Raw genomic sequence first — 12208 nt, 5'->3', positions numbered from 1 at the left:
TATGACCAATAAATCTAGCCTTGTAGTAAAAAAATTAATTTTAGTTGGTCATCGCAAGGATTATCAAATTTCTTTTGAGTCCGGGGTTAATATAATATATGGTGACTCGGCTACTGGCAAATCAAGCATATTAGAACTTATTAATTATTTATTAGGATCCTCTAAATTTGTTTACGATGAGGAAATTGGAACATCGGTTAAATATGCAGCATTAGAAGTAGAGCTGAATACTGTCACCTATACTATTAAGAGAGATATATTTTCCACGGCACGACCAGTAGAAGTATATACCTCTAATTTTGACTCAATTGGTGATGTATTTCCTAAAAAATATAGCCCCAATTACTCAGGAACAGAAACTGAGGACGGTTTTTTCTCAGACTTCTTACTTGAAGCGCTGAACTTGCCTGTACTAAAAGTCCGTGAAGCCCCATCTCAACCTGACTCTCCCATGGTTAGGCTTAGTTTTCGAGATATCTTTAAATACTGTTATTTGAAGCAGGACGATGTTGGCAGCAAGCAGATTCTAAGCGTCACAAATGGAGTGCTCTATCAAAAGAATAAGCAAACATTTCGATATATATTTAATTTATTGGACTCTAGTATTACAGAGTTAGAGCTGGAAATTCATAATGTCAGTACTAAAAAAACAGAGCTGACACGTAAGTACAAAGCAGTAAGTGATTTTTTGCGGGAAATTCAATTCGACACAGCGATAAACCTCGGCGACAAGGTTGAGGAACTGCAAACCCAAGCCATATTACTGCGAAAGCAACTTGATAAAATCAATTCCTCCATGGTCGCGAATAATGAAACCTACTCATATTTAAAAGACTCGCTTGAGGTTTTTTCCATTAAATTTGTCGGCGTCCAAGGCGCGCGAAAAGATAGTGAGCTATTAATAGAAAGATTTTCACGTCTTAAAAATGATTACGTCATTGATATCGATAAATTAAAGGCAATGCAGAAAGCTCGAATAATTATTGGAGTTCCTAGTGCGTCCGCCTTTAATTGTCCAATATGTGATAGCCAAGTCGATCTATCACGAATAAAGGACGAGTATAAAATTGATGATAGTGACAAAGCTAATCACGAAATCAATGCACTTAATCGACGCATCCGTGATCTAGATACGCTCGTTCAAAATGAGCGTGAAAAACTCGCACTACTTGGTCAGGAAAGCGACATCCTCGCAAAGGACCAAGTTAAGGCCCGCCGGCTATTGGATGAGGAGTCGAAGCAAATGATTACTCCATACCTATCTGAACGTGACGGCGTGGCATCTGAACTAGCAACAGTCACCGAAAAGATTCGTCAGTCTGATCACTCATTAAAAGTCAGAAATCAGCAGAAATTAATATTCAATGAAATTGAGCGTATAGAAATACATATTGCCAGCCTTTTAGACAAATTGTCATCATTAAGAAAAAATACCCCCTCAGTAGGAAATGTTTTAGACAATCTCGGCAATATACTTAAAAGCTTCTTAGTTAAAGTTAGCATAAAAGATCCACGCAATATTTCACTGAATCCAACAGGATTTTTGCCTGTTTTACGGAATCGAAATTACGTAGACATAACCTCTGGAGGATTGCGAACTATTTTATCAATTGGATATTTTTTGAGTTTTTTTGAACATTCTATTTCGCACTCCTCAAATATTCCAGCTTTTTTGATGATTGACACAGTTGGAAAATACTTAGGGAAGACTCAAAGCCAATACAGTGAGACCATACGCGCTGAAGACGAGCGGGAGAATGTCTCGGATCCTTTAAAATACAGCAATATGTATGAGTACATGATTAACTTGGTTGATCGGGCCGCCCTAGACGGTGTACCTTGCCAGATTATTTTGGTAGATAACGATGTTCCTGTATCAATCCAACAGAAATATGCAGGTTTCGTGACAGCACATTTTAGCTCAGAAGGCGAAAATGGCCTTCCTTTTGGACTCATTGATGATGCACATTTACAAAAGAGCTAACGGTAACATGATCGGAATTTAAGCGGATAGATACCAAGACCGTGCTGGCTATATACACCGTTACTGAGTTATTTCGCTTTTTCTCCTTTTAGCTCTCCAGAGCCTGAATCGGTGTTCGTTATCTAGGCCTTGCTGGGAGATGCTGTGGTTATAACTTTTCAGTTAATTACACAGTGTCGACTCCAGTTCGGCCAAGAAACCGAAACGGGTTTGGTTGACGATCTCGCTGATACGGCCGTTGAAGCGTTCGACCATACTATTGGTTTGTTGGTGACGCGGCGAAATTAATCGACGCTAGATCACCACTTGCTTGAACAGCCGGTCAAAGACATGTTTTCCGCTGGGAATACGGTCGCCGCGCACAAATTTTTCTAACGTGTAAAACGGTCGGTGAGTTGGCTGCCATTGTCGGTGAGTAATTGAATATGATGATCGGGCAATAGTTCTTCAGTTTGATCAGGAAGTCGGTACTGCTGCTGTCGAACTGGTCGACATAGATTTAAAAAAAACGCGTTCAACGGACGTCAACTATTATCATTCCCGATGGGGTAAGAGGCAAGTCTCTCCCCACCAAGTAGTATCAAATCGCACTATCCCAAGGCGCCGACAACCTCACGGCGCAATTGATCAAGCCCACCATCGAATACGTCTGCGGAAAGTTTCCCCACATTTCGCCCGTCACGGGATGCGTGTCTTCCGACAGCAGGCCCAGGTGATTGCGCGCCATTAGCATCGTCTCGAAGATTTTGCGCGCTTCGTCTTTCCTGCCGATGCGGGCCAGGGCGTCGATGCGCCAGAAGGTGCAGATGTTGAAGGCTGTTTCCGGTTTGCCGAAGTCGTCGGGCGCTTCGTAGCGGCGCATGTAGGGACCGTCGCACAGCGACGCTTCCAACGCATCGACGGTGGCGATGAAACGGGGGTCCATGGGGTCGATGAAGTTGACTTCCGCCATCAGCAGGACGGAGGCGTCCAGGTCGCGCCCGCCCAGGCTTTCCGCGAAGGCCTGGCGCTCCTCGCTCCACGCTTCGCGCAGCAGGCGTTCGCGGATCAGCACGGCGCGACTGTTCCAGTGGTCGGCCCGGTCCGGCAAGCCCAGCTTATGCGCGACCTTGGCCAGGCGGTCGCAGGCGGCCCAGCTCATCAGCATGGACGAGGTGTGGACCCTGGCCCGCGTGCGCAGCTCCCACATGCCCGCGTCCGGCTCCGCATGCAATCGGAATGCCTGGTCGCCCACGGCTTCCAGTGCGGCAAACTCGGCCTTGCCGGCCCGGTGGAACAGCCGGTGGTCAAGGAAAGCCTGCGCCGCACCGAGCACGATATTGCCGTAGACGTCGTGCTGGAAGTGTTCCTGCGCCTGGTTGCCAACGCGCACGGGACCATTGCCCCGGTAGCCGGGCAAGTGGTCGAGCGTGGATTCAGGCAATTGCTCTTCCAGGCCGATGCCGTACAGGGGCTGGATGTGGCCGCCCTTCGAGCGGGCGACGATATTCGTCAGCCAGCGCAAATACTCTTCCATCGTGCCCACTTCCGACAGGCTGTTCAGGGCACGCACGACGAAGAAGGCGTCGCGCAGCCAGCAATAGCGGTAATCCCAGTTGCGGCTGCTGCCCGGCGCTTCCGGGATGCTGGTGGTCATGGCGGCGATGATGGCGCCCGTGTCTTCATACAGCGACAGTTTCAGGGTGATGGCGGCGCGGATGACCACGTCCTGCCACTCCAGCGGCACGGCCAGGCGGCGCGTGTAGGTGCGCCAGTAATTGATGGTGTCCTTTTCAAAGATGCGCGCCGTCTCGTCGATGCCGCCGGCCAGGGTTTCATCGGGCCCCAGCAGGAAGTTGGCGGTGCCGCCCAGCACGAAATACGTTTCGCTCAGTACATAGTTGAGCGATACATCGGTGTTCAGGCGCAAGGTCTGTTCCGGTCCCACGTAGCGGATGTGGTGGCTGCCCTGCGTGATCTGCGGCGCCAGCTTGCCCCAGTCGTAGCGGGGCCGCAAGCGCACGCGGATGCGCACGGCGTGGTCGAGCGGGCGCACGCGGCGGATCAGCATCAGCGGGCGGAACATGCGGTCGCGGCTGAGGAATCGGGGCGCGAAATCCGTGATTTCCACGCCTCGCCCTTCGGTGTCGTACAGGCGCGTGCGCAAAACGGCCGTGTTCGGCTCGTAGAATTGCTCGCTGCGGGCAAAGTTTTCAATGTCGATGGCCCACACGCTGCCGTTTTCCGTGTCGTCCAGCAAGCGGTTGAAGACGGGATCGCCATCGAAGCGGGGCAGGCAGGACCAGACGACCTGCCCTGCCTGGTCGATCAGGGCGTTGAAGGCACAATTGCCCACCACGCCGCAATTGAGGCTAGCCTGGATGGGCGTGGCGGGCGCCGACGCGCTGGCCGCCGCAGTGGCGGAAGCGGCCTGCAAGGCGGCGGCGCCGCTGGGCGTGTCATACGCTTGTTCTTGGGAACTCGTCATCATCTACTCCTTCTGGGGATACGGAGGCGGCCAGCAGCGCGGTGCGCAAGGCGCCCGGACTGGCCAGGCGCAGGGTGGCGGCGCTGGGGCCGCTGCCCACTTTCACGCCCTGTCCGCCAACTTGTTGTACAAAGGCAAAGCCTGCCTCGTCGGTGGTGTCGTCGCCCGCGAACACGGGCCGGCGGCCGGCAAACGGGGTTTCACGCAGGAAGGCGGCGATGGCGCCGCCCTTGTCGGTGGCGGCCGGCTTGGCTTCCAGGACCATTTTGCCATGCAACAGCAACACCCCCGGGCACGCTTGCACGGCGGCCGTCATTTCACGCAAGCACAGTTGCTCCAATTCGGGCGCCAGACGGTAATGCAGGGCCACGGCGCCCCGCTTGTGTTCCACCAGCAAACCGGGGTGGACAGAGGCCAGGGCCTGCGCGCGCGCCAGGACGGGAGAGACATCGGGCGTGGCTGCCACATGCAACACGCCATCGGCGCCGCGCCGCTCCACGCCATGCACGCCGGCCACCGGCAAGACCAGGGGCGCCAGCATGGCGTCGATCTGCGCCACGGGGCGCCCGGAAATGAGGGCCAGCGCGCCGCCATGGCGTTCGGCCAGCAGCGCCAGCGCTTCAATGACACCTGGCGCCACATGCACGCCGTCGGGCGTGGGCGCCAGGTCGACCAGGGTGCCGTCGAAGTCGAGAAAAACGGCGCTGCCGGGAGTACTCAGCAGCTGCAGCAGGGCCGCGCTATCGTCAGGCATCTCCGTCATCAAAGCCCCTTGCGCCGCTTGATGCGGCTGTGGGCATCGATCTTGGTCATGACCTTGTCGCGCTGGCGCAAGCGGGCCGCGTCCAGCAGCATGCGCCCGGCCCAGCGGTAGACATTGAAATGTTTCACGCGGGCCCGCATGCTTTTCATGCGTTCGCGCTGCTCCACGGGCGGCATCACGAGCCCACGGTACAGGGCATCGGCGCCCTGCTCGATGTGATACGGATTGATGATCAGCGCTTCATGCAGTTCGCGCGCGGCGCCCGTGAATTGCGACAGCACCAGCACGCCCAGCTCGTCGTCGCGCGCGGCGATGAATTCCTTGGCCACCAGATTCATGCCGTCATGCAAGCTCGTCACCATGCACACCTCGGAGGCGCGGAAATAGCGCTGCAAGTCGTCCTGGCCATGGTGCTCCGCTTTCAGCAGGATGGGTACATAGCTGCCGCTGCCGAAGCGGCGGTTGATGCGCTCGACCATCTTGCGCACACGCGCGTCGAAGCTTTGATATTCATCGAGCGAAGCGCGGCTGGGGGCGGCAATTTGCACGAAAGTGAAATTGCCGACCATGCCGGGCTGCTGTTCCAGCATGCGCTCGACGGCCTGGAAGCGCTCGACGATGCCTTTGGTGTAATCGAGGCGATCGACGCCAATGCCCAGCAAGTGGTCGGGCGCCACGCCCAGTTCGGCGCGGATTTGCGCGCGGCAGGTAGCCACGTCGGGCTGTTCGGGATTATCCTCGGGCCAGGCGATGGAGATCGGGTAATCCTCGACCTGCGTCATCTCGCCGCCATAGGAAATGGTCGACGCTTCCGGCTCGATGCGGGTTTCCAGATAGCGATCCACCGTTTCGAGGAAATTTTTGCGGTGGAATGGCGTGTGGAAACCGAGGATCGTGCTGCCCAGCAAGCCGTCGAGGATTTCCTCGCGCCAAGGGCAAATGCCGAACGATTCCGAGTTCGGCCAGGGGATATGCCAGAAGGTGATAATGGTCGCCTTCGGCAAGGCTTCGCGCACCATGCGCGGCAGCAAGGCAAAGTGATAATCCTGCACCAGCACGACGGGGTTGTCCGTCTTCGCTTCGGCAATCACGGCGTCGGCGAAGCGGCGGTTGACCTTCACATACTGGTCCCAGTCGGACGAGCGGAACACGGGGCGCACGTGGGCGATATGGCACAGCGGCCACATGCCTTCATTGGCAAAACCATAGTAATAGCCCTGCTCTTCCTCTTGCGTCAGCCACACGCGGCGCAAGGTGTAGCTGGGATTGTCGGGCGGCACGGGCACATGGTCGAATTTATCCACCGTTTCGCGGTCGGCGGAACCTGCGCCATGCGCGATCCAGGTACCGGAACAGGCGCGCATCACCGCTTCCACGGCCGTCACCAGGCCGCTGGCCGGACGCTGCACCGCTATCCCATCTTCCGTTTTGGTGTGGATATACGGTTCGCGGTTCGATACCACCAGCACTTGATCTCCCGCAAGGTCTGCTTCCAGCAGGCCGCGCAGTTTTTCCGGCGTCCACTCCGAGGTCCAGCCACTGTCGCCCTGGCGTTCCAGATGATATTCCTGCAGCAGTTCGCGCAAGTCGCCGATCAGCGGCTGCATTTCCGGCGGCGGCGCGGGTGCGGCGGCGGGCGCATCGGCAGCCTGAACGGCCGCGACGCTGCGCGGCATCAGCTCGCCCCGCAATATATCTTTCACGGCCGACAGCCAGCCGCGCCAGCTCAGGTGGGCGACGAACACGGTCATCAGGGAAATCAGCACGGCCAGCACGGCCAGGAAGGCAAAAATAAAACGCTTGGTATCGGTATTGCGGCGCTCGACAAAGCTCATGTCCTGCACCAGCACCAGGCGGCCCAGCTGGGTCGCGTCGTGCATGACGGGCGTTTCGCTGAGGTGGACTTGCCCTTGCGGCAATTGCGCCAGGGATTTGTACAGGCCGCCCGTGGGAGGCGTGCTCCAGCAGCCGATGGATGCCGGGTATTGCGCGGATTGGTACAGCAAGTGGCCCGCATTGTCGCAAAAGCCGATGGCGATCAGGCGTTCGTCGCGCGTGGCGCCCTGGAACAATTCGCCGATGCGGGTGGCGTCTTGCGCGGGCAGGTATTCGGTGAGCGAGGGCCGCAGGGTTCCAGCGAGCAATTCGGCCCGGCTGTCGAGGTCGCGCACGTACCAGCGCAAGGTAATATTATCGAGCAGGGGTACCACAATATAAGCAAACAATCCCAGCACCAGGGCTAGCGGCAGGATGAAGCGCAAGGACATTCGGAGTGATCGTACTATCATCGTTTTCCTTTGCAGACATGAACAACCATTGCAAGTATGGCTATATTTCCAATACGGCGGCGCGCGTTTGCTTTGCGTATTGAAACGTCAACGTGGCATGGCGCAGCGCAGCAATTACTTGCAGTATCGCCCTTGATGCAGGTCTTATCCGTTCGGCAACGCACGCCCGCGCGACGCCATCTGCCCGTAAAATACCCGCTTCCGACATCCATTTCACCAATAACGAAGGAGTTTTCGCCTATGGATCTCAGCACGTTTCACTCGCTGATGGGAGGCCCGCTGCGCTCGGCGCTGACCGTGTTCCTCTCCGCCCTGCTCGTCACCATGGTCGCCATCGGCCTGCACCGGGCCGGCATCGGCTTGCTGAAAAAACTGGCCAATGGCCACCCGTTCACCCGCAACCTCGCGCGCGTGGCCTTCCGCGCCAGCCAGCTGTCCATGATCGTCTTCGGCCTGCGCATGGTGCTGGCCAGCGCGCCCGACGACACGCCGGGCCTGGTCGCCATGTCGCATGTCACCAGCGTGGCGCTGATCATCGCGCTGACCTGGCTAGCCATGCAATGCATCGAGTCGCTTTCCATCACGATTTCCCAGATCAACCCCGTCGACGCGGCCGACAACCTGCGCGCGCGGCGCCGGATCACACAGGCCCGCGTACTGACGCGCAGCGCGCACGCCATCGTGGTCCTCCTGGGCCTGTCCTTCGTGCTGCTGACCTTGCCCGGCGCGCGGCAGATCGGCGCCAGCCTGCTCGCTTCGGCCGGCGTGGCGGGCCTGGTGGCCGGTATCGCTGCCCGCCCCGTGCTCGGCAATTTCATTGCAGGGCTGCAAATTGCGTTTTCTCAACCCATCCGCATCGACGACGTGCTGATCGTCAATGGCGAATGGGGCACGGTCGAGGAAATCAAGGGCACGTATGTGGTCGTGCGTGTGTGGGATGAACGGCGTTTGATCGTGCCGCTGCAGTGGTTCATCGAAAATCCGTTCGAGAACTGGACGCATACCTCCTCGGACATCCTGGGCACGGTGTTCCTGTGGCTCGATTTCAGCGTCCCGATCGAGCCCCTGCGCGCGGAACTGACGCGCATCTGCGCGTCCGCCACACAATGGGATGGCCGCGTCTGCACCGTGCAGGCGACGGATTCGAACGAGCGGGCCGTGCGCGTGCGCTTTCTGATCAGTGCGAAAGATTCGGGCACGGCCTTCGAGCTGCGCTGCCTCGTGCGCGAGCAGATGCTGGCCTTTATCACGAGCAATTATCCGCACAGCCTGCCCCGCTTGCGCTCCACGCACGACCCCATCGAGGTGCATGGCATGCAGGCGCAGAACGACAGCGTGTCGCTCTACAAGGCGTAACAAAACCCTGCGGCGCGCTGCCCTTGCCCGCGCGCCGCTACAATGGTTCGCATGAGCACCACCGCCTGGTTCATCCTGATCGGCTGCCTGATGCTGGCGCGCGGCCTGGGCGCCGACCGCATCGCGCGCCTGCCCTTGACTTCGGCCATGGCTTACCTGGGCGTGGGCCTGCTGCTGGGGCCCATGTTCCTCGGCCTGTTTGCGTTCGACCTGCTGCAGCAGGCGCCCCTGCTGGCAACCCTGACGGAAATCGCCGTCCTCATCTCCCTGTTTTCCGCCGGCGTCAAGATGCCCGTGCCCTTCAGCCTGGCGCGCTGGCTGCCTTCGCTGCGCCTGGCCTGGCTGTCAATGGCCATTTCCGTGGCCCTGGTGGCCGCCTTTGCGTGCCTGGTGCTGGGCCTGCCCCTGGGCGCGGGCGTGTTGCTGGGTGCCATCCTCGCACCCACCGACCCCGTGCTGGCCACCGACGTGCAGCTGCGCCATGCGGGAGACAGCGAACAATTGCGTTTCATCCTGACCAGCGAAGCGGGCATGAACGATGGCAGCGGCTTTCCTTTCGTCATGCTGGGACTGGGCTTGCTTGGCCTGCATGAGCTGGGGCCGCATGGCACCACCTGGCTGTGGCGCGATTTATTCTGGGCCAGCGGCGCCGCCATCGCCCTGGGCGCGGCCGGCGGCGCGCTGCTGGCCTGGCTGGGCTGGCAGGTGCGCGCCAAGGAACCGAAACATGCGATGCTGGACGACCTGGCGGCCCTGGGCTTGATCGCCTTCGTGTATGGCGTGGCCACCTGGCTGCACGCGTGGGGCTTTTTGGCCGTGTTCTTTGCCGGCGTGGCCTTGCGCCAGACGGAACTGCGGCTGGCCGGCGCGCCCAAAGACCGGCAAGGCTTGCTGCAAGCGGAGGAAACCCATGCCGTGTCCGCCGCCAAACCGCACGCCAGTGAAGTGCCGCTGACCGTCAGCGGTGAATCCCTCGTCTTCAAGGAACACCTGGAACGCCTGTCCGAACTGACCCTGGTGCTGTTGCTGGGTGGCACCGTCACGGCCGCCGCCTGGAGCTGGCAGGCGTGGAGCGTGGCGCTGTTCCTGCTGCTGGTGGCGCGCCCGGCCAGCGTGATGCTCGGTTTATTGGCGTCGGGCACCAGCGTGCGTCTGCGGGGCCTGGCCGCGTGGTTCGGCGTGCGCGGCATCGGCTCGCTGTATTACCTCAGCTATGCCATCGCGCATGGCTTGCCGCGCGGCCTGGCGCGTGAACTGGCCGACATCACCGTGGTCGTCGTCATCCTCTCCATCGTCGCGCACGGCCTGACGGTCAAACCCCTGCTGGAACGCTACTGGCGCAAATAACTGGTGCAAATAAGCGCTGGCCAGCCCCTTTGTCATTGCTGCAGAGCAATGATTTGTCAATTGCCCCTATGATGGGCGGAAATATTGTTAAGATAATTAAAAATGGCTAAAGAGAGTATCAATGAAACGAAGAAGCGTGCTGGGACTGGGCGTCTCACTGGCCCTGCTGCAAACGGGCTGCGCCACCGATCCGGCCAGCCTGGCGTGGGAAACGGAATTTGACGGCTTCATGCGCGATGGCCTGGCCCGCACGGAAACGCCGGGCATGAGCGTGGCCGTGGTGCGCGGCGAGCAAACCATCTTCGCGCGCGGCTATGGCTGGGCAGACATCCAGGCCGGCAAGAAAGCCGATGCCAATACGGTGTTCCATGTCGCCTCAGTCAGCAAGCTCGTCACGGCCACGGCCGTCATGATGCTGCTGGAACAAGGTGCCTTCCAGCTTGACGACAAGGTGGCCGCCTATCTGGACTTCCCGCTCATGCATCCGAAGTTTCCCGATGTGCCCATCACCTTTCGCCATTTGCTCAGCCACACCTCGGGCATTTCCGATGCCGTGTACGAAAAGACGACGGCGTTTGCCGTGCAGGGCGACCCGCGATTACCGCTGCGCGACTTCCTCAAGGGCTATCTGTCGCGCGGCGGCGCCTGGTATGACGCGGATGTGTCGTTTGCCGCCCGGCCCGGCACGGAATGGCGCTACAGCAACGTGGGCATCGCCCTGCTCGGCTATCTGGTGGGGCGCTTGAACCCCGACGGCCTCGATGCGTATGCGCACGAGCACCTGTTCGAACCGCTGGGCATGGACAGCACTGCCTGGAACCTGGCCAGCTTGCCGCGGCGCGCCGTCGTCGCCCAGCCGTATGCGCACAAGGAGACGGGCCTGCAAGTGCTGCCGCCCGTCGGCTATCCGGACTGGCCGGCCGGCTTGCTGCGCAGCTCGGCGCATGACTTTGCCCGCTTCCTGGCCATCTTCAGCAATGGCGGCCGGGTCGATGGTCAGCGCTATCTGCAAGATGCCACCCTGCAATTGTTTTTTTCCCCGCAAGCGGCCCCCGTCGTGCCTGCCGACTCGTCCGTGCGCCAGGCCCTGGTGTGGCTGCTGCGCGACGTCGACGGCAAGCCGCTGGCCACGCACAGCGGCGGCGACCCGGGCGCCGCGTCCGTCGTCTGCGTCGACCGGGTCAGCAAGACAGCCGTGCTGGCCTTCGCCAACGTCAGCGCCGACAAGGAGTTTCGTTCATTCCAGAAAGAAGTCGTGCTGCGCCTGCTCGCGCATGGAGGCGGCAGCGCGCAAGCCAGGTAGGCATGCAGCTTGTGTGAGCGGGCGCACGGTGGCGCCCGGGCAAGAACGTATGCTGTGCTGGTCAAACTTGACGCTCAACGAGGAGACCAGCATGACGAACCGCATCGGCAACAAGGACGTGGCGCAGCAGCGCAGCAAGAGTGAAAAAGCCCGCATCAAGGCACAGAACATCGCCAGCGAGGCGGTGAAGAAGGCCGAGGCCAGGGTCCGCTACCGCAATGCGGTCAAGGGCCAGCCCGCTCCCGGTGCCTAGGCGCCGAACCAGCCGCGCAGCTTGTCGGCGGCGCGTTCCTTGACCTCGGCCGTGATGTAGGTGGCGACCGTGGCGACGGCCGCCGCCAGCACGGCCAGGTCATCGGCATAGCCGATCACGGGCGTGATGTCGGGAATCGCGTCGATGGGCGAAATGAAATAGCCGAGCGCGCCATAGATGGCCGTCTTGGCCCACAGCGGGGTATTCGGCTGCTGCGCCGCATAGTACAGCCACAGGGCTTTCTCGATGACTTCGCGTCCCGCCGTCTTGGCGAACTTGACGACCTTGTCCCAGAAGCTGTCTTCCGTGTATTTCTTTTCATACTGCTTGTCGGCCTGGGGGGCGTGGTCTTGTTCCAGATTCTTTTTTCTGCCAAACATCTGCTGCTCCTGTCTGCCGTGCACGGCGTTACGAATGCGCACCTTAGCATAACGGCGCGCCGGGTGC

At 59.2% G+C, this 12208-nt stretch carries 9 protein-coding genes and 1 pseudogene; 5 read left to right on the top strand and 5 right to left on the bottom strand.

Translation table 11 applies throughout. The annotated features are described in order from the left end of the window. Position 1: 1 nt before the first annotated feature. The gene (locus ACP7EG_RS15455) at positions 2-1984 is read left to right on the top strand and encodes a hypothetical protein (RefSeq protein WP_426088297.1); all 1983 of its coding nucleotides are present in this window, start codon (positions 2-4) and stop codon (positions 1982-1984) included. Between the two features lie 94 nt (positions 1985-2078). Here ACP7EG_RS15455 and ACP7EG_RS15450 read toward each other — a convergent pair. From ACP7EG_RS15450 to ACP7EG_RS15435, 4 genes and pseudogenes are all read right to left on the bottom strand, one after another. Next, a pseudogene (locus ACP7EG_RS15450) lies at positions 2079-2483 on the bottom strand (integrase core domain-containing protein); the annotation flags it as partial. A gap of 81 nt (positions 2484-2564) precedes the next feature. Continuing rightward, positions 2565-4451: a glycoside hydrolase family 15 protein gene (locus ACP7EG_RS15445; RefSeq protein ID WP_426088504.1), complete on the bottom strand. Its 1887-nt coding sequence runs from the start codon at positions 4449-4451 to the stop codon at positions 2565-2567. Then, complete coding sequence (gene otsB / locus ACP7EG_RS15440) at positions 4423-5214, bottom strand: trehalose-phosphatase (RefSeq protein ID WP_426088296.1); 792 nt, start codon at positions 5212-5214, stop codon at positions 4423-4425. The genes ACP7EG_RS15445 and otsB overlap by 29 nt, the downstream gene beginning before the upstream one ends. Beyond that, positions 5214-7481 (bottom strand): alpha,alpha-trehalose-phosphate synthase (UDP-forming), encoded by a 2268-nt coding sequence (locus ACP7EG_RS15435; RefSeq protein ID WP_426088295.1) that lies wholly within the window; start codon positions 7479-7481, stop codon positions 5214-5216. Before ACP7EG_RS15435 ends, otsB begins: the two co-directional genes overlap by 1 nt. Before the next feature lie 261 nt (positions 7482-7742). Between ACP7EG_RS15435 and ACP7EG_RS15430 the strand changes: the two genes are divergently transcribed. From ACP7EG_RS15430 to ACP7EG_RS15415, 4 genes are all read left to right on the top strand, one after another. After that, positions 7743-8858, top strand: coding sequence for a mechanosensitive ion channel family protein (locus ACP7EG_RS15430; protein WP_426088294.1), 1116 nt, complete (start codon positions 7743-7745; stop codon positions 8856-8858). Positions 8859-8909: 51 nt separating this feature from the next. Further along, positions 8910-10205, top strand: a complete 1296-nt coding sequence (locus ACP7EG_RS15425) for a cation:proton antiporter (protein WP_426088293.1) — start codon at positions 8910-8912, stop codon at positions 10203-10205. Positions 10206-10326: 121 nt separating this feature from the next. Next, complete coding sequence (locus tag ACP7EG_RS15420; RefSeq protein ID WP_426088292.1) at positions 10327-11508, top strand: serine hydrolase domain-containing protein; 1182 nt, start codon at positions 10327-10329, stop codon at positions 11506-11508. Between the two features lie 91 nt (positions 11509-11599). Then, a complete protein-coding gene (locus ACP7EG_RS15415) occupies positions 11600-11761 on the top strand; it encodes a hypothetical protein (protein WP_426088291.1) in 162 nt (53 codons plus the stop codon). Here the strand turns inward: ACP7EG_RS15415 and ACP7EG_RS15410 are convergent. After that, the gene (locus ACP7EG_RS15410) at positions 11758-12141 is read right to left on the bottom strand and encodes a YkvA family protein (RefSeq protein ID WP_426088290.1); all 384 of its coding nucleotides are present in this window, start codon (positions 12139-12141) and stop codon (positions 11758-11760) included. The two genes, ACP7EG_RS15415 and ACP7EG_RS15410, sit on opposite strands and share 4 nt — an antisense overlap. Positions 12142-12208 lie beyond the last annotated feature (67 nt).

The sequence above is a fragment of the Janthinobacterium sp. PSPC1-1 genome (assembly GCF_049897625.1).
GTDB lineage: Bacteria > Pseudomonadota > Gammaproteobacteria > Burkholderiales > Burkholderiaceae_D > Janthinobacterium > Janthinobacterium tructae.
Note: the sequence above shows the minus strand (reverse complement) of the source record. Positions and strands in the feature narration are given on the sequence as shown.